The organism is Rhodonellum psychrophilum GCM71 = DSM 17998, assembly GCF_000381545.1.
GTDB classification, from domain to species: Bacteria; Bacteroidota; Bacteroidia; order Cytophagales; family Cyclobacteriaceae; genus Rhodonellum; species Rhodonellum psychrophilum.
The window spans coordinates 15,539-35,163 of record NZ_KB906677.1; the positions used below are offsets into that span (position 1 = coordinate 15,539).

Annotated in this window: 13 protein-coding genes and 1 tRNA gene; 7 read left to right on the forward strand and 7 right to left on the reverse strand. The window is 43.5% G+C overall.

Going from position 1 to position 19,625, the window contains the following annotated elements; all coding sequences use genetic code 11:
- The first annotated feature begins 106 nt into the window (after positions 1-106).
- Positions 107-2,284, forward strand: coding sequence for a DUF5916 domain-containing protein (locus F824_RS0109260; RefSeq protein ID WP_019597603.1), 2,178 nt, complete (start codon positions 107-109; stop codon positions 2,282-2,284).
- Positions 2,285-3,890: 1,606 nt separating this feature from the next.
- Here the strand turns inward: F824_RS0109260 and F824_RS0109285 are convergent.
- Positions 3,891-4,631, reverse strand: coding sequence for an NYN domain-containing protein (locus F824_RS0109285; RefSeq protein ID WP_019597608.1), 741 nt, complete (start codon positions 4,629-4,631; stop codon positions 3,891-3,893).
- Positions 4,632-4,822: 191 nt separating this feature from the next.
- Between F824_RS0109285 and F824_RS27470 the strand changes: the two genes are divergently transcribed.
- The 4 genes from F824_RS27470 to F824_RS0109310 all read left to right on the forward strand — a co-directional run bounded on the left by F824_RS27470 (position 4,823) and on the right by F824_RS0109310 (position 8,950).
- Complete coding sequence (locus F824_RS27470; protein WP_019597609.1) at positions 4,823-4,987, forward strand: hypothetical protein; 165 nt, start codon at positions 4,823-4,825, stop codon at positions 4,985-4,987.
- 38 nt (positions 4,988-5,025) lie between these two features.
- Positions 5,026-5,098: transfer RNA gene (locus tag F824_RS0109295), tRNA-Gly, on the forward strand.
- A 153-nt stretch (positions 5,099-5,251) separates the two neighbouring features.
- Positions 5,252-5,575: a YbjQ family protein gene (locus F824_RS0109300; protein ID WP_026333606.1), complete on the forward strand. Its 324-nt coding sequence runs from the start codon at positions 5,252-5,254 to the stop codon at positions 5,573-5,575.
- Between the two features lie 579 nt (positions 5,576-6,154).
- Positions 6,155-8,950, forward strand: coding sequence for a TonB-dependent receptor (locus F824_RS0109310; protein ID WP_019597612.1), 2,796 nt, complete (start codon positions 6,155-6,157; stop codon positions 8,948-8,950).
- 829 nt (positions 8,951-9,779) lie between these two features.
- On the opposite strand, the gene F824_RS0109325 is transcribed toward F824_RS0109310, so the two are convergent.
- From F824_RS0109325 to aceB, 6 genes are all read right to left on the reverse strand, one after another.
- On the reverse strand, positions 9,780-10,016 hold the full coding sequence (locus F824_RS0109325; protein WP_019597614.1) for a (2Fe-2S) ferredoxin domain-containing protein: 237 nt from the start codon (positions 10,014-10,016) through the stop codon (positions 9,780-9,782).
- 80 nt (positions 10,017-10,096) lie between these two features.
- Entirely contained in the window at positions 10,097-11,350 is a 1,254-nt protein-coding gene (locus F824_RS0109330; RefSeq protein WP_019597615.1) for a DUF819 family protein, read from the reverse strand.
- A 55-nt stretch (positions 11,351-11,405) separates the two neighbouring features.
- A complete protein-coding gene (locus F824_RS0109335) occupies positions 11,406-12,044 on the reverse strand; it encodes an NUDIX hydrolase (RefSeq protein WP_019597616.1) in 639 nt (212 codons plus the stop codon).
- On the reverse strand, positions 12,041-12,718 hold the full coding sequence (locus tag F824_RS0109340; protein ID WP_019597617.1) for a hypothetical protein: 678 nt from the start codon (positions 12,716-12,718) through the stop codon (positions 12,041-12,043). The genes F824_RS0109335 and F824_RS0109340 overlap by 4 nt, the downstream gene beginning before the upstream one ends.
- 513 nt (positions 12,719-13,231) lie before the next feature.
- Positions 13,232-14,512: an isocitrate lyase gene (aceA, locus tag F824_RS0109355; RefSeq protein WP_019597620.1), complete on the reverse strand. Its 1,281-nt coding sequence runs from the start codon at positions 14,510-14,512 to the stop codon at positions 13,232-13,234.
- A gap of 52 nt (positions 14,513-14,564) precedes the next feature.
- Positions 14,565-16,166 (reverse strand): malate synthase A, encoded by a 1,602-nt coding sequence (gene aceB, locus F824_RS0109360; RefSeq protein WP_019597621.1) that lies wholly within the window; start codon positions 16,164-16,166, stop codon positions 14,565-14,567.
- 165 nt (positions 16,167-16,331) lie between these two features.
- Between aceB and F824_RS0109365 the strand changes: the two genes are divergently transcribed.
- Together F824_RS0109365 and aceK are read left to right on the forward strand one after the other, a co-directional pair.
- Positions 16,332-17,801 (forward strand): helix-turn-helix domain-containing protein, encoded by a 1,470-nt coding sequence (locus F824_RS0109365; protein WP_019597622.1) that lies wholly within the window; start codon positions 16,332-16,334, stop codon positions 17,799-17,801.
- Positions 17,798-19,525: a bifunctional isocitrate dehydrogenase kinase/phosphatase gene (gene aceK / locus F824_RS0109370; protein WP_019597623.1), complete on the forward strand. Its 1,728-nt coding sequence runs from the start codon at positions 17,798-17,800 to the stop codon at positions 19,523-19,525. The genes F824_RS0109365 and aceK overlap by 4 nt, the downstream gene beginning before the upstream one ends.
- Positions 19,526-19,625: the final 100 nt, after the last annotated feature.

Sequence of the window (19,625 nt, forward strand, 5' to 3'; positions counted from 1 at the left end):
TTTCCCATTCATCCCCTCCTACGACGCATTCACACACAAAATTTATTCTTGTCATTCAATTCACAGTACCTTTGGAACAATTCAATAACCCAATCGCCAGAATTTAATGAAGAAACTTACCGTTTTGACCATACTATATTTTAGTTTGGTCGCTATACTTTTCGGTCAGAAGATAAATGACAAATACAAGCTGCCGATCCGATTGGCGAGTTCCCCCATTGTCATCGATGGCGTGTTGGATGAGCAGGCATGGTTGGATGCTTCGGTCGCAAGCGAATTTTTCATGATTACCCCGATGGACACCAGTTTTGCCCATGTCAAAACCGATGTGAGAATGACCTATGATGCGGACAACCTCTATTTGGTCGTCGTCAATCACCATGGCATGGAGGGGCCTTATATGGTAGAATCCCTCCGCAGGGATTTTTCATTTGGCAAGAATGACAATTTTCTCCTCTTTATGGATCCCTTCGATGACCAAACCAATGGATTTTCTTTCGGCGCCAATGCAGCCGGTGCCCAATGGGATGGCATCATGTTCGAAGGCGGAAAAATCGACTTGAGCTGGGACAACAAATGGGAATCCACCGTGAGGAACTACCCCGACAAGTGGGTTTTTGAGGCGTCCATTCCATTCAAGTCCATTCGTTATAAAAAAGGAATTACCGAATGGGGAATCAATTTCAGCCGGATGGATCTCAAAACAACCGAAAAATCAAGTTGGGCGCCGGTTCCAAGGCAGTTTCCCTCAGCATCTCTGGCTTATACGGGTACTTTGATCTGGGACAATCCTCCGCCTCAAGTAGGTTCCAATATTTCCCTGATCCCCTATGCGATGGGGGGAGTAACCAAAAACATCTCCGAAGGTGGCCAAGAAGTATTCAAGAGGGATGTTGGCTTGGATGCTAAGATCGCCTTGAGCTCTTCCCTCAATCTGGATTTGACGGTGAACCCTGATTTCTCACAGGTGGAAGTGGACAGACAAGTGACCAATCTGGACCGATTTGAATTGTTCTTTCCCGAAAGGAGACAGTTCTTTCTGGAAAACGGAGATTTGTTTGCCAATTTTGGCTACGAGAGCATCCGTCCATTTTTCTCGAGGAGAATTGGCTTGAATGCACCCATCAATGTTGGGGCAAGGCTAAGTGGTAAAATCAACAAAGATTGGAGGATCGGCGCCATGAACATGCAAACCGGTGAGGTGGATGAATCCGGATTGCCTGCCCAAAATTTCAGTGTTTTGGCCCTCCAAAGAAGGGTCTTCTCCAGGTCCAATATCGGCGTCATCTTTGTAAACAAAGAATCCCTAAACTATCGCCCTGACCCCAGCGAAGACAAACCCGTTTATTCCAGATTCAACAGAAATGTGGGCTTGGAGTACAATCTGGCTTCCTCCAACAACCTTTGGACAGGAAAGGCCTTGGTCCTAAAATCCTACAGCCCCGGCCAAACCGGAGAAAGCATGGTCCATGCGGCAAACCTGCGGTATAGCAGCGGAAACTTGACTTGGAATTGGCAGCATGAATACGTGTCCGAAAACTACACTGCGGAAGTTGGCTACGTGCCAAGAAACGGATATTACAAAATCAACCCCAGCATCGGGTACCTATTTTTCCCCAAAAGTAAAAAAATCCTCAGCCACGGTCCAGAATTCAACACCAAGTTCTTTTTCAATACGGATATGAAGGAAACCGACAACGAAAGTTACCTGTTGTATCGGGTGAGGTTCAGAAGCCAAAGTGTTTTCAGCGCATGGACCGCACACGATTACGTCCAACTCCAAAGGCCATTTGATCCCACGAATTATAGCGGGGATACCTTGGCCACTGGAACCCAACACAAATGGAATTCCTGGGGAACGGAATATACATCAAAGCCCCAGAGCATTTTCACCTATGCCTTTTCGACACGGATGGGAGGATATTATGCAGACGGAGATCGATACAATGTGGCTGCGGAACTCGGCTACAGGTTCCAGCCCTTTTTCAGTCTTACCCTAAATGCCAACTATAATGAAATCCATTTGCCAGAGACATGGGGAAAAACCAGGTTTTGGTTGGTGGGGCCGAGACTGGATGTAACGATGACCAACAAGGTCTTTTTCACGGCATTTGTCCAATACAACGAGCAGATCAAAAACATCAACTTGAATACCCGCTTTCAATGGCGATTCAAACCCGCCTCCGATCTCTTTTTGGTTTACACAGACAACTACCTTCCAGCACCTTTCTATGTAAAGAACCGGGCATTGGCATTGAAATTCACCTATTGGTGGAATGTCTAGGTGAAATTTCGGACAAAGTTCACCGTGTATTTCTTGAGGTTTGTAAAGAAATAGTCCATAATTGAATACACTAAAATTTATTCAACATCAACAATAAAGCTGTCAAAAATCCTTGGAGGCACCCGTTTAAAAAATTCATGCAAAAACCACGGAGTGTTTCGCAGAGAACGCAAAGAAAAAACAAATTCTTCCAGATCTTCCGAAAACCAACAGATTCTAAAAACCACAGTAAAAACCTTTGCGACCTTCCCGAGACACTTGGCGCACTCTGCGTTAAAATAATTTCTCGCAAAGTCCGCAGAGTTTTTCGCAGAGACCGCAAAGAAAAAAATACATCCTCCCAAATCTTCCGAAAACCAACAGATTTTCAAAACTACCAAAAAACCTTTGCGACCTTCCCGAGACACTTGGCGCACTCTGCGTTAAAATAATTTCTCGCAAAGTCCGCAGAGTTTTTCGCAGAGACCGCAAAGAAAAAAATACATCCTCCCAAATCTTCCGAAAACCAACAGATTTTCAAAACTACCAAAAAACCTTTGCGACCTTCCCGAGACACTTGGCGCCCTCTGCGTTAAAACAATCTCTCGCAAAGTCCGCAGAGTTTTTCGCGGAGAACACAAAGAAAAAAATTACATCCTCCCAAATCTTCCGAAATCCAACAGATTTTTAAAAACAAAAAAACCTTTGCGACCTTCCCGAGACACTTGGCACCCTCTGCGTTAAAACAATCTCTCGCAAAGCCCGCAGAGTTTTTCGCGGAGAACGCAAAGAAAAAAATACATCCTCCCAAATCTTCCGAAAACCAACAGATTTTCAAAACTACCAAAAAACCTTTGCGACCTTCCCGAGACACTTGGCGCACTCTGGGTTAAAATAATTTCTCGCAAAGTCCGCAGAGTTTTTCGCAGAGACCGCAAAGAAAAAAATACATCCTCCCAAATCTTCCGAAAACCAACCGATTTTTAAAACTACCAAAAAACCTTTGCCGCCTTCCCGAGACACTTGGCGCAATCTGCGTTAAAATAATTTCTCTCAAAGTCCGTAGAGTTTTTCGCGGAGAACGCAAAGAAAAAAATACATCCTCCCAAATCTTCCGAAAACCAACCGATTTTTAAAAACAAAAAAACCTTTGCGACCTTCCAGAGACACTTGGCGCCCTCTGCGTTAAAACAACCTCTCGCAGAGACCGCAAAAAAAACAATGGGTTCGAACCCCTCCCTCAATTCAAAACCTGAGATTAGGTCCAAAAAACCTTTGCGTCCTTCGAGTAAAACTTAGCGCCCTCTGTGTTGAAAATTCAGCAAAAACAGGTTTTTCGCAAAGCACGCAACGTGTTTCGCAGAGAACGCAAAGAAAATAACAACACATCCAAACCCCTCCCTCAAATCCAAACCTGAGATCAGGTCCAAAAAACCTTTGCGTCCTTCGCGTGAAACTTAGCGCCCTTTGCGTTGAAATTCCGCAGAATGAAGGTTTTCACAAAGCAAGAAGCATGTTTCGCAAAGACCGCAAAAAAAACAATGGTTTCGAACCCTGATTTTAAAATCAAAAAAACCTTTGCGTACTCCGTGAGAAACTTACCTCTTTGGGTGAAAACAGTTTCAGACTAAATGGCCTTATTCCTTACGTAGATCAATTTAAACCTTCCTTTCTGGTTTTCCCTTTTTTCGATTTCGAATTTGTTGATGGCGCTGATCAAGGGTGTTAATTTTTGGAAACCAAAGTTTCGCGCGTCAAAATTGGGTTGCTTTTTTTGAAGCAGATTGCCCACGTCTCCCATGAAAGCCCATCCTTCCTCATCTGCCAAATCCGAAATCGTACTGGCGATCAATCGAATCAATTTCGGATTGATCTTGTCCACTTGAGGTCTCGGAACGCTCTTTTCTTTTGGATCATCCTGATCCTCACTTTGTTGGGTCAGGATTTCAAGATAGATGAATTTGTCGCAGGCAACGAAGAATGGTTCAGGCGTTTTCTTTTCCCCGATTCCGATGACCAACATCCCCGCTTCTCTCAGACGTGTCGCCAACTTGGTGAAATCACTGTCGCTGGATACCAAACAGAATCCGTCTACCCTTTCTGAATAGAGGATATCCATGGCGTCAATGATCATCGCCGAATCTGTTGCATTTTTGCCTGTGGTATAGCTGTACTGCTGAATGGGGCTGATGGCATTTTCAAGCAGGACATTTTTCCATTTCCCAAGTTGCGGCTTTGTCCAATCCCCGTAAATCCGCTTAATGGTGGGGTTGCCGTATTTGGCGATTTCCTCCATCATTTCTTTCACTTGGGTGGCGGGAACGTTATCGGCATCTATCAACACGGCAATTTTAAGATCAGTCTGCATAAGAAGGGAAGGGTGTTAAAAATTATTCAATAGCACCTAAAGGTAATCAAAAATTGGGAAGCCGCTGTTTCTGGATTTAAAGATCCCCCCGTTCCCTGCTCTTTAAATCGAAATAATGGGTTTCTCCTGTAATAATTTCTTTGTCTCCTTAAAAAAATAATAGAGTTTTCACGCAACCCACTTGTTTCAAAATGGATGACATAACCTATAAAATCTTCCCTAAAGCACTTGGATACCTTCTTGACCCCATCCTAACAAACCTAAGCCAATTGCTGGAGGAAGGGAGATTGATCCTGAGAATCAGGGGATTGGAAGAGAGGAAAATCAATCCAAATTTAATATCCATTGTGATTTGAAAAAGTCACAAAATTCAGCCTAAATTTGCGCTATAAAAGCGGGTGTAGCTCAGTTGGTAGAGCGTCAGCTTCCCAAGCTGAAGGCCGTCGGTTCGAACCCGATTACCCGCTCTTTTTTTGAAAAACCCTTTGATTTTCATTCCCGATTCTTCCTCTAATTCCTAGATCTTATTGCGTTCCTTTCTTTTGGTTTCAAAAAACCTTGTCTTTTCGTTGACTCAATCGATGTATTTTTTAAATTCAGCAAAAAAACAAAACAACAAAATGATAGTATCCACCACACCAAGCCTTGAAGGCTACAGAATCACCGCCTATTTGGGCATTGTCACGGGAGAAACCATCATCGGGGCAAACATTTTCAAGGACTTTTTCGCCAGCATCACCGATATTGTCGGGGGCCGATCTTCCGCCTATGAAAGGGTTTTGCGAGAAGCAAAATCGACTGCAATGGCAGAATTACAACAGCAAGCACAAGCATTTGGCGCCAATGCCGTCGTTGGAATAGACCTGGACTATGAAACCATCCGAGAAGGTATGCTGATGGTAACTGCCAGTGGAACTGCCGTGCGGGTGGAAACCATCCTTTAAAAACCTAAAAGCAATCCTGCAACTTCCTTTTAATAATTGGATGGACGGGAATTGAAAAACATTGACTGCTCCAGACCAATAAAAAAGATACCCGTACTTTAGAAAACCAGTCTTGAACATCGCTATTTTTCGCTGTTTTTCAACAATTATTTTCCTAAACGGAAGGAGTGATCGACCAATTTTAGGTTGATCCTCCCCCGTTTGGAAGATGCTCATTTACTGAAATAGATGCCTTCCCGATAAAGAGTTGCAATAGGTGATGTCCTGTCGGAGCCACCTTGATTGTATATTATTTTGGTTTTCGCATAATAAATGGTTGAGGCAAGAATTTTTTCAGACCTATGGCATTTCTTGGTTTGCGAAAATGGTGGATGGTTTGGAAAGAACGACCAATAACCCATTGATACGATACTTCATCCTGAATTTTTTCACTGTTCAATTCCTATTGAAAAATTCAAATATTCCAATTAAGGTTCTGAATAACATTGAATTGTCAATTAAAAAAGACTGACTTTTCCTTTTCTAAACAAATACAGTTAAATTTAGTTAAAATATCATTCAAAACTTAAAAGAAACTCTATGAAAAAATCATTACTCTTTTTATTGGTGTGCATTGGACTGAGTTTTTCTCAAACCCTACAAGCACAAACAAGAACGGTCACTGGGAAAGTGATCACAGAAGAAGATGGATTGGGCTTGCCTGGAGCAGCTGTCCTGATCAAGGGGACGACCACTGGCACCACGACAGATATGGAAGGTAAATTCTCAATCGACGTACCCGCTGGTAGGAATATTTTGGTGATTTCGTTTATCGGATTGAGATCCCAAGAGGTGAATATTGCCAACCAATCCAGTATCAATGTCACAATGCTTGCGGATGACACGGATTTGTCTGAAATCATTGTGACGGGAACCAGAGTAGGTGCGAGATCAAGGATAGATTCTCCCGTACCGGTGGATATCATACCGGTATCCAAGGTAATCGACGCTTTGGGTCAAGTCGACTTGAACCAAATCCTGACCTATATTGCCCCTTCTTTCCAATCCAGCAGGCAGACCATTTCCGATGGTTCTGACCATGTTGACCCTGCACAATTGAGGGGTTTGGGAACGGACCAGGTTTTGGTCTTGGTGAATGGAAAAAGAAGGCACCAATCCGCCTTGGTAAACGTAAACGGTACTGTGAACAGAGGTTCAGTCGGTACGGATTTGAATGCCATTCCTGCAAACTCAGTGGAAAAAATCGAGATCCTGAGGGATGGAGCAGCTGCACAATATGGATCCGACGCGATCGCAGGAGTAGTCAATATTATCCTGAAAAAATCAGTGGGACTCAGTGGATCCTTTGCTTCTGGAACGCATGTCACCAATTATGACAAAAACTTCATCGTCAGCGGTGGGGAAAATTCAAGCGTGAGCGTAACAGATGGAACGATGGTCAGCGCAGGTTTGAATTATGGCATGAAAGTCGGAAAGGAAGGTTTTTTGAACGTTACCGGCGAGTACGTCAAAAGAGGCTTCACCAACAGAACAGGTACGTATGCCGGACAGATCTTTCCTGCTGTTGGCGGAGTAAATGTGGACAATGCCGAATTGCTGGCAAGAGGTCTTTCGCGTGATGATTTTGACATGCGTATTGGCAACTCTGAAGTAAACGGAGGAGGCATCATGATCAATTTTTCGCTTCCGCTAAAAAACGGAATGGAAATTTACTCCTTTGGAGGATACAACAATAAAAAAGGAAACGCTGCAGGTTTTTATCGCTATCCAAACAGTGTTCCCGCAGCAGTTCGTGGAAATGTATTTCAGGTTTACCCAAATGGTTTTTTGCCCAAAATCAATACGGACATCACTGACCTTTCCAATACCATTGGACTTATGGGCACACTTGGTGAATGGAGATTTGATTTGAGCAATACTTTTGGACAAAACATTTTCGATTTCGAAATCACCGAATCCGTGAATTACACCCAAGCACTTCAGACGGCCAATTTCCAAAAAGAATTTGATGCCGGGGGATTGAATTTTCTCCAGAACACGATCAACTTCGATGCGGCAAGAAAATACGATGTATTGGCAGGTCTGAATGTGGCGGTAGGTGCTGAATTCAGGTTCGAGCAATTCGGAGTGAGGGCAGGTGAAGAAACCTCCTACAGAAATTTCAATCCTGACGCAGGTGTTCCAGCTGGCTCTCAAGTATTTGGCGGCTTCACCCCTTCTACCGCTGGATATTTCAACAGAAACAACAAGGCAGTTTATCTTGATGTGGAGCAGGAATTCACCAAATCCTGGAACGTAGCCGCCGCCATAAGATTCGAAGATTATTCCGATTTCGGAAGTACCTTCAACTACAAACTCGCTTCCCGATATAAAATCGCTGAAGGATTCGCCTTGAGAGCCTCCACCAGTACGGGGTTCAGAGCGCCTTCCATGCAGCAGATTTATTACTCCAGGGTGAATACGCTGTTTGTCACAGTGCCGGGCAGTGGCCTTATCCCGATAGAAAGTGGGACTTTCAGAAACAACAGTGAGCCTGCAAGGATCTTGGGCATACCCACCTTGAAACAAGAAACCTCCAGGAGTTATACCATCGGAACGACCTTACAGCCCACGGAAAATCTGGAAATCACCGTGGATGCCTATCAAATAGACATCGATGACAGGATTGTATTGACCAACAACTTCAACGACGGTGGCAATGAAATCATTCGGCAACAATTGGCAGCAGCCAACGCCACTACCGCCAATTTCTTCACCAATGCCATTGACACCCGCGCAAGGGGAATTGAATCTGTCATCACCTACAATGTCAACCTGAACAGCACCTCTTCGATCAGTTTTATCTTGGCCGGTACATTTATCAACAACACCGTCAAGAAAGACAGTGATGGCAAAGCGATTATCAAAGGGTCTCCGATATTGGAGCAAACTGGACAATTGGGCAACTATTTCAACAGAGAAGACCAAAGCAGGATCGAAGTAGCCAATCCAAGGGACAAAGTGAGTTTTATGGCCAACTATAACGTGGGGAAATTCACTTTTATGGCAAGAGCCGTTAGATTTGGGCAGGTGGTGTTCCTTGATCCAACGATGGGAAATGATCCAGGTACTTGGCCGGTGAATACGCTTACAGGCAATAGGGAAACACTTGACCAGACTTTTAGTCCCAAAGTGGTCACCGATGTGACGCTAAGCTATAAATTCACGGATCATTTGAGATTGAATGTGGGTGCAAACAACCTATTTGATGTCTATCAAGACATGCACAACCACAGTGGAAACTTCAGTGCAGGAAGATTTGTCTACTCAAGAAGAGTCCAACAAATGGGCTTCAACGGAAGGTTTATCTTTGCCAGAATGAGCTTCAATTTCTAGAATAAACAAATTTCTATTTACCCAAAAAAGGCTTTCCAAATGATTGGAAAGCCTTTTTTTTATGGTCCCAACAAAAAAATTTGAACCCGAAATATGCAATAGGTTTCCAAATGGGATTGGAACTGAAAGAAAATCAGCCGATTGGAAGAATAATTCCTGACACCAATAGGATGAAATCAAGAATAGTCAACATCCAATTGATTGTCATTCAATTACAATATTGCGTTGAGTCCGTAATGAATAAAACGGATTGAATCAAGCAGACATGATTTAGGAGATTGGGTTTTTCAGGAACGGTTCAACCCGAAATATACTTTCCTCTTCCGAATAGAGCTTGAAACTGCAGGAATTCAGACCCTCTTTAGGCCAACTGGTGCTTATATGGTGAAGTCAAAAATTAAAAAAAGACTGATGATGAATCAATTTCAGGGTGGAATTGAACCCGAAAAATGCATTAAATTTCCAAATAGAGCTTCGAACTGCAAGAAATCAGTCCCTCTTTAGACCAACTGGAGCTTATATGGTGAAGTCAGAAATTACAAAAAGACTGATGATGAATCAATTTCAGGGTGGAATTGAACCCGAAAAATGCATTAAATTTCCGAATAGGGCTTGAAACTGCAGGAAATCAGCCCCTCTTTAGACCAACTGGAGCTTATATGGTGAAGTCAGAAATTACAAAAAAGACTGATGGTGAATCAATTTCAGCGTGAAATGGAGAATGCATAATACAGGTTTACAAACACAGCCATCTTAAAATGAAAAACCTGAATGGCTTTGTCCTTTCAAAATCTCGCCTCAGGAATTTTCAAAAGCAAAAATTACAAGCCTAAAGCATTTTTTTCTTCAAATCCGTCAAATCAGCTTTTTTGATCACCTCATTGTTGATCACCACCACGGGTGCGGATTTGCAAAAGTCCATACATTTGGTTTTGATGATCTTGAACTTCCCCTTGTGGTCCTCGGATTTGATCAACTCCTTGATTTCAGACTGGAGGTTTTTACAACCTGATTTTTTACAATCGGATCCGTTGCATACGAAAATGAATTTTCTATAAGTTGGCATAATTTGATTGTCTCTGTGATAAATTTAAGGCAATTGCTTCAATGCAATTTTCGAACCCGTATTTTTCCCTGGCACTTTTCTTATAGTCCATGGACAAAACGCAGGAGCAATCCCGCCAAATAGGCCCCATATGTACCCACCGCATATCCCAATACCGCCATCAGAACCCCTACTGGAGCCAAGGAGGCATTGAAGGCAGAGGCAACGATGGGTGCAGAAGCTGCACCTCCCACATTGGCCTGAGACCCCACAGCCACAAAAAAGAAAGGAGCCTTGATCAAATAGGCAACGATGAGCATGATGGTGATGTGGAAAAACATCCAAAGGATCCCGATCAGAAACAGGATTGGACTGTCAAAAATAGCCATCAAATCCATCTGCATCCCAATGGTAGCTACCAAAACATAGAGCAAAACCGATCCCAACCTGGAGGCTCCGGCACCTTCAAGTTCCCTTGATTTGGTAAAGGAAAGCATCAATCCTCCTGTCGTGGCAATGATGACAATCCAGAAAAAAGTTGAATCCAATGAATACTGGGCCATTTGGGGATAATTTTCGCCGATGTAGGGCGCCACATTGTCCGCAATCAAATGCGCCAGACCCGTCAGACCAAAGCCAATGCCCAATATCTTCATCGTATCCGCCATATTGGGCACCTTGAGGATACTCTCCCTGTATTTTTCTACCTTTTCCTGCAACTCCAAAATTGCAGAACTGTCAGCCCGGAAGAGCTTGTCAATTTTTTCGGGTTTCGCAGCCCAATAGAGCAACACTGCCATCCAGACATTGGCGACCAAGACATCCACTGCGATCATTTGGCTGAACAAGGCTGGACTTGCTCCGAAAACCTCCAGCATGGCTGTCTGATTCGCTCCTCCACCAATCCAACTCCCGGCGATGGTCGCTAAACCCCTCCACACCTCGTCCGGCCCAACACCTCCCAAAATCTCCGGATAAACTGCTGAAACCACCAACAAAGCCAAGGGGCCTCCCAAGATGATTCCCAATGTACCTGCCAAAAACATGATCAGGGCTTTTGGCCCCAATTTTAGAATTCCCTTGAAGTCTATACCCAAGGTAAGCAAAACCAAGGATGCCGGTAGCAGATACCTTGACGCCACGAAGTAAAGTCTGGATGTTTCGCCTGAAATCAATCCAAAGGAATTGAGCAGCGCTGGTACAAAATAACAAAGCAAAATGGAAGGGACAACCCGGTAAAATTTAAGCCAAAAATTTCTCTTGCTGGAAGCCGTGGCAAAAACCAAGGCCAATATGGTCATCAAAATTCCAAAAACTACGGCATCATTGGTGATCAGTGGGCTATTTTCCTGCATTATCTGTTCATTTGAGAATGCATAAATACCACAAATGCATCAGATGCCCAAAAAATCATTCTCTGGAATTTTCCCAGAGTTGCATAAACTCGCCCAGGATCATCGCCGTGGCGCCCCAAACCATCTCTTGGTCAATGTCAAAATAAGGCGTTTCCAATTTGAGTCCCGAATCAATATTTACGGACCCCATTTTTCTGATTTTTTGGTCCAACAAGTCACTTAAAGGAAAAGTGATGATCCTTTCCACTTCAAAGGGATCCGGTCTGAATTCCGGCTTTTCATGGGTAAAACCGATAAATGGGGAAACCATGAAATTGCTCGCCGGAATGTAAAGATCCGTCAACCTGCCGATCAGTTCCACTTTGTTACGGTCCACCCCTATTTCTTCTTCCGCTTCCCGCAGTGCCGTTTCTCCGAGATTCAGGTCGGTCAATTCCCATTTTCCGCCCGGAAAAGCAATTTGTCCGCTGTGGACGCCTTCGTAGGTCGGTCTTTTGATAAATGGGACCAAGCAACCCTCCTCATCTTGATAGAAAAGCATCAATACGGCCCCCTTTCGATGGTTTTCAGGAATGTTCAATGAGAACCTGCGCGCATCAATCGGTTTTGGCGCCATTGTCCCCTGCCCCATCTTTCCAGGCAAGGGCTTTTTCAAAGCTTCTTCGAGTTTACGAATGACTTTATCGAGTTTCATTTCAAAAAATTGATCTTATTTAATTTCTTCTTTAGATATCCTTCTCGGGGATACTGACTGGAGACCACGGGACTTTCAAAATACAGGTATCGATTTTCGCCTGGAATGATCAGCCAAACGATGGGCCTGACCCCGGTTTCCTCTTCAAATATCCCTGCCACCAGCAGGTGATCGGGGCTTACCCAAATGGCCTCCTCAAAAGCTCCAGAGGGCCCAATGAAAAGGAGTCTTTCCCGCATCCCGTTGGATTTGAAATAAATGACTTCGGAATCCGGATTGAAATACGGCTTTCCTTCTTCATTGAAGGAAACTTTATAGCTGTAGATGTCTACTACGCCGTTGCCATCTGGCTGAGGAACCAGATAGGGATAAAAGGCAGTGTTGGGCATGATGAAATTTTCCTCAGGCCATTCCAACACCTCATAGGTATAGCCTCTTGCAAAATCGAAAGCCGTTGCGTCGAATCCAGGTTCAATGCTTTTCCAATTGGCCGTCCATTCCGGAAATTGCCCCAAACCTTCCAGGACCATGGTCATTTCTTTTTCTTCCACGGTCAAGATCAGAGCTTCACTGGTTTCTTCCTTTGTTTCTTTATCAGAAGAACAAGAAAAAGCCAAGATCAAAAGAAAGAACCAAATGGGATTTGATGTCCGATTGAAGAAAACTACTTCCATTTTTTCAGAGTGGGATTTGGTAGACAAAAATTGAATGTGTTGTTCATTGCTTTTATTGGATCAAGCCTCAAATACAGTCAAGCCAGACATTCCGGATCCAAAGTTAATGGAAAAACGGGTTAAACCCGAAATATGCATTCCATTTCCAAAGGGGATCGAAGCTGGAAGAAAATCAGACTATAGGGAGACTAATTCTTCATGCCAAAAGAGCATGTTCAAAAATAGTCAAGCCCTCATTCATTATCCGTTAATTACAAGCTTGAATTGAGTTCGGAATGCATAAAACGGGTTCAACGCTTTTGCAGAAAAAACCAGCGGCCAAAAAGCAAAACCGCAATACAAATCAAGCATGTTTTGGCTAAAAATCAAAAAAGGTCCAGACATTGCCTGGACCTTTTTTATCTCTCAAACCTATTAAACCTATTGTAGATATTCAAAGTATGAATAACATGATCGAAAGGTATAAAATGTTTTTAAAAACTGCAAACAATCGATTGCGAAAATTTTATTCTGTTAAAATTGCGCCTCTTCTGTACTCCCTTTCAAAGCCATTGTAGAAGATTCTCCACCAGTGACAACTTGCTGAACTGCATCGTAATAACCCGTCCCAACAAAGGCTTGGTGCTTCACTGCCTTAAAGCCATTTTTTTGTAAAGAAAATTCTCTTTCTTGCAATTCGGAGTACCCCGCCATTCCCCTGTCTTTGTAAGCCAGAGAAAGTTCGAACATGCTGGTGTTGAGTGCATGGAATCCGGCTAGGGTGATAAACTGAAATTTATAGCCCAGTTCAGCCAAATTCTCCCTGAAAGTCAGCATCTCGCTCTTCGAAAGATGCGCCGCCCAGTTGAAGGATGGAGAGCAGTTGTAGGCCAGCATTTTGCCAGGAAACTTTTCATGGATGGCTTGGGCAAACTCCCTCGCATAACCCAGGTCAGGATTAGAGGTTTCCATCCAAATCAAATCAGCATAGGGTGCATAGGAAAGTCCTCTATCAATTCCCTGTTCGATTCCATTATTCACTTCATAAAAACCTTCCGAGGTTCTTTTCCCCGTAATGAACTTGTGATCCCTGGGATCAATATCCGAGGTGATCAAATTGGCTGCGTCAGCATCCGTTCTTGCAATGACAATAGTGGGAACACCACATACGTCTGTTGCCAACCTTGCCGCCAAAAGTTTATTGATCGCTTCTTGTGTCGGGACCAATACTTTGCCTCCCAAGTGGCCGCATTTTTTGGCAGAAGACAGCTGATCCTCAAAGTGGACACCGGAGGCGCCTGCTTCTATCATCATTTTCATCAACTCAAATGCGTTCAGGTTTCCACCAAAACCAGCTTCGGCGTCAGCAATGATAGGGACCAAATATTCCAAATCCGTGTTTCCCGATACGGACTGAATCTGGTCTGCTCTCAAAAGCGCATTGTTGATTCTTCTGACCACTGCGGGAACTGAATCAGCAGGATACAGACTTTGGTCGGGATACATTTGACCAGCCAAATTGGCATCTGCAGCCACTTGCCAGCCACTCAGGTAAATGGCCTCCAGTCCTGCTTGGACTTCCTGGATGGCTTGATTCCCCGTCAGTGCGCCAAGGCCTGCAATAAAGGGTTGATTGTTTAGTTTGTCCCAAAACCGCTCTGCACCCATTCTGGCAATGGAAAACTCCAACTTGTAACTTCCGGTGAGTCGCAAAACATCCTGTGCAGAATAATTTCTAAGGATGCCTTTCCATCTTGGATTGTTTTTCCAGTCATTTTCCATCGCCAAGGCATTTTCGATTGATTGATTTTTCATAATTGTTAGGGTTAAATTGATTGTTGTGATTTAAGAATAAGGTCATTATAGTTTAAAGCATTGCATAGGCAGGGAGCGTGAGAAAATCGACAAAGTCGTTAGAAAGCACCAGCTTATCCATCAGCGCAGATGCCTGTTGCAGAGCCCTTCCATTGGCCCTCTCCTCCCCCAAAAGGGTTTTTATTTTTTCCATTTCCTGGAGTTTGAGGCTCAAATAAAATTCTCCGGTGATGGTTTGGCCGTCCTTGGTTTGGACACCATGCCTGATCCATTGCCAAAGTTGGGCGCGGCTAATCTCGGCCGTGGCGGCATCTTCCATCAGATTATACAATGCTGCTGCACCCACACCAGAAAGCCAGCTTTCCAAATAAAGAATACCCACATTGATATTGGTCCGCACTCCGGATTCCGTGATGCTCCCATCTGGAATCCTCACATCCAATAAATCCTCTGTTTCAAATCCTGAATGAAATGGTGGCTTATTTTTTTGATTGACATGTCCCTGATCAAAGGCCTTTGTAAAAACTTCTTCAGCAATGGGTACCAGAAATGGATGGGCTACCCAGGTGCCATCATACCCAATGGAGGCTTCCCTCTCTTTGTCCGCCTTCACTTTTTCTTGAGCCATGCGGTTGATTTCTGCATCTTTGGCGGGGATAAAAGCAGACATCCCACCGATGGCATGCGCACCCCGTGCATGACATATTTCCACAAGTTTGGTGGCATAAGCCCTCATAAAGGGCGTTTCCATCGTCACCAAGCTTCTATCGGGAAGTATGAAGGCGGGATTATTTCTGAATTTTTTGATAATGCTGAAAATATAATCCCACCGACCGGCATTGAGGGCCACGAGGTGATCCTTAAGCTCATAGACGATATTGTCCATCTCCAAAGCCCCAAAAATGGTTTCTACCAAAACAGTGGTTTTGATCGTCTTTTGAGGGATTTTCAAGTAGTCCTGAGCCGCTACAAATACATCGTTCCACAAACGGGCCTCAAAATGACTTTCCAACTTTGGCAGGTAGAAGTAAGGCCCTGAGCCATTTTCCAATAATTTTTTTGCATTGTGGAAGAAAAACAATCCAAAATCAACCAATGATGCGGAAAGTGGTTCCCCGTTGATGACCATGTTTTTTTCCTCCAAATGCCAACCTCTTGGTCTCACTTTCAATACCGCATGCTTGGCATTCAACGCATAGGATTTCCCGTTTTCGGCTTCAAAATCAATTTGATTTCGGATGGCATCGTAAAGATTGATTTGTCCGGTAATGATGTTGTCCCAAGTGGGAGAAGTAGCGTCCTCGAAATCCGCCATAAAAACCTTTGCCCCACAATTCAGCGCATTGATGACCATTTTCCGATCCACAGGACCTGTGATCTCCACTCTCCTATCTTCCAAATCTTCCGGTATGGCCGCGATCCTCCAATTCCCGCTTACATCCGGAATCTCCGCCAACACCGATTTCAACTCCCCCATTTCGAGCTGCTGCTGGACTCGCTGCCTTCTGACAAGAATTGAAAACCTCTTTTCCCTGAACTTCAATTCAAGAAAAGCCAAAAACCCCAATGCTTCGGGCGTTAGAATCTTTTCATACGCTTTGGGCATCTCTCCCAAAACCTTTAACTGTAAAGTATCTGATACTGCTATGGTCATGATGATAAATGGTTTATGTGATTGATGTGATAAATGTAGGAAAACGAATTTAATATAAAAAGCGAAATTTCGCTTTTTATTACTTTTCTTTTATTTATGATTTTTCACAAAAAATTATTTCAACTGATATTTTTAATATCTTCGCTTAATCAAAAAAGGTAAATCGTGAAAGAAGAGCATATCAGGATAATTTTCGGATTGAAAGTCAAGCATCTCAGAAAGGAGAAAAACCTTTCTCTTCTGGAACTTTCCGAATTGACAGGAATCTCCATCTCCTATCTGAATGAGATTGAAAAGTCAAAAAAATACCCCAAATCTGACAAAATATTCAAATTGGCGGAAGTGCTGGGGGTAAACTATGATTATTTGGTTTCCCTCAAGTTGGAGGACAAAATGAAAACCATCTCTGATTTGCTCCAATCGGACATCCTTTCTGAACTTCCCCTGGAACTGTTCGGGATAGATGTCAGCTCATTTATTGAATTGCTTTCCGATGCTCCGTCTAAGCTGAATGCCTTTATCATCACCCTAATGGACATCAGCAGGGCATACGACATCTCCAAGGAGGAATTTTTCCTTTCTTCCCTCCGCGCCTACCAAGAGATGCATGACAATTATTTCCCTAAAATCGAGCTTGAGGTAGAAAACTTCAAAAAATTAAACTCTTTGGTTCACTTGCCCAATTCAGCCATTCTGCATCAGATTTTGGTGGAAAAGTACAATTATCAAATCGAGTCTTTTGATTTTGATCTCGATCAGAGCCTCAAGGGAACACGGACGGTTTTATTCCCTGGCAAAAATCCAAAATTGCTTTTGAACCCCCATTTGACTGAAAACCAAAGGGTTTTTGCCTTGGGCAGGGAACTTGGATACAATCATTTGAGTCTCCAGAAAAGGGCCTATACCTCTTCCTGGGTTAGCGTCAATTCCTTTGAGGAAGTATTGAACAACTTCAAAGCGAGCTATTTTAGTTGCGCACTTTTGATTCCGGAAAAAGAAATCACCAAAGACTTGGAGTCTTTTTTTGCACAGGACAAATTAGATGAAGAGAAACTTTTGTCCTTGATCGAGAAGTACAATGTCACTCCCGAAACACTGGTTTACAGAATGACGAATATTCTTCCAAAGCATTTTGGTCTCAAGGAATTGTTCTTCTTAAGAATCACCAAAAACTTGAATTCAGGGGATTTCTCCCTGAACAAGGAATTGCATCTCACGGGAATTCACCATCCGCACGCCTCCAAAAACAAGGAGGATTACTGCCGCAGATGGGTTTCGGCTACGATTTTCAAGGAGTTTGAGATACACAACAAGAACCGAATCGGAAAAGGCCAGTATTCCTTCTATCCAGATGGACAATCCTATTTTGTTTTTGCCATCGCGTACAGATCAGGTCTGGAAAAGCAAGAGCAGGTGAGTATTTCATTTGGGTTAAAAGTGAATTCCCAATTCAAGAAAAAGGTGAAGTTCCATAATGATTCCAAAATCCTCCTCAAACATGTGGGGACAACCTGTCAAAGGTGTCCCGTAGAAAATTGCGAGGTGAGAGTTGCTCCTGCACACATTCTTGAAGCACAGAACAAAAAGGAAGAGAAGGAAAAAAGATTGGCCGAAATCAAAAGAGAATTTTCATGAATGCCGAATTAAGCAAAACCATCGTTCATCTCATCCATCAGGGATTTGAAAGCTACATCAATTCTTTTAAGGAATTGACCAGCCATGCCCCACATTTCTTTAAATCAAGGGATTGGAATGCAAGTCAACAAAACCACAGGAGGAGATTACTCCTTTACAAGGATCAGGTGTATGCTACCCGCCTCATTTTGGAAGGAATTTTAAAGGATCAGGTGGGGAATATCATGTTGTGGAAAGAGATAAAATCTGATTACAATTGGGAAATTACAGAAAGAAAAGACAAAGAACTTGCGGAGACCTTTTTCAATTCGGTGATCAGAAAAACATTTCCGGGATTGGCCATTTCCGATGAATTGATGTTTGTGCGTGAAGGCTATGACACCTGTGACATTCATCCTCAAGAACATTTGTTCTACAATTATCCCTCCCAATGGGGTTTACAGAAAATCATCAGAAAAATCGTTGCGGATTTTGATTTCGGTGTTCCCTATATGGAAAAGGAAAAGGACATCCAGTACCTGGTGAAAGCCGTCCGGGAGGTGATCCTTACCCGTTTTCAAGCCACTTCGGAAACCACCACTCAAGTGCTCAAGAGTGTTTTTTACCGAAACAAAGCGGCCTATCTGATCGGCAGAACCAGAATTGGTGGAAAATGGATGCCTTTTATCATTCCCTACATGAATGGCCCCAAAGGCATTTATGTAGATACCCTGATTTTTGACCCCAACATCATGAGTGGGCTTTTCAGCTTTTCCAGGTCTTATTTCATGGTGGAGGCAGAGATTCCATCCCAAATCATCGCCTTCCTGAACTCTGTGATTTCCCAAAAACTCATCCATGAACTCTACAATGCCATCGGCTTCAACAAGCATGGGAAAACCGAATTCTATCGGGATTTTCTAAACCACCTCGAGCGGACTTCGGATCCCTTTATCCAAGCAGAGGGGATCAAGGGGATGGTCATGACGGTGTTTACACTGCCTTCTTATAACATCGTATTCAAGATGATCAAGGACCATTTTGAACCCCCAAAAAGCATGACCAGGCTGGAAGTCCGGCAAAAATACAAATTGGTCTCCCTCCACGATCGGGTGGGAAGGATGGCTGATACCCATGAGTTCGAATTTTTTCGATTGCCTCTCGACAGGATTCACCCGGAATTGGTCACCGAATTGAAAAACACCTGCAATTCCCTGCTCGAATTCACGCAGGATGAATTGATCATCAAACACCTTTATACCGAAAGGAGAATGGTCCCCCTGAACATCTACCTGGACAGCTGTACACTGGAAGAGGCCAAACACGTGGTCGAGGAATACGGCAATGCCATCCTCCAATTGGCACAGGCGAACATTTTCCCCGGAGACATGATGGTCAAAAACTTCGGCGTGACGCGGCAAAAGCGGGTTATTTTTTATGATTATGACGAAATCGAGTTTTTGACCGACATGAATTTCAGGTGGAAACCTAAGGCAGAAAACTATGAGCAGATCTATGCATCGGCACCTTGGTATGACATTGCCAAGAACGATGTGTTTCCCGAGGACTTCAGACGTTTTATGATTGGCCGTGCCGATGTGAAGCCCCATTTTTTGGCGTTTCACGAAAAGCTGTTCAATCCAGACCATTGGAACCAAATCCAGGAAAAAATAAGGACGGGCGAATTGCTGCATGCTTTCCCCTATCCAAAAAGCATGAGGTTTCGACCTGAAGAAGAGGTTTAACTCAAAGAACCATGAGGTTTCCCTTAGAGCAATGCCTGCAAGAAAATCAGGCTTTTTGAAAAATAAGGCATCACACCTATGTGGTGAAGTCAAAAAAATT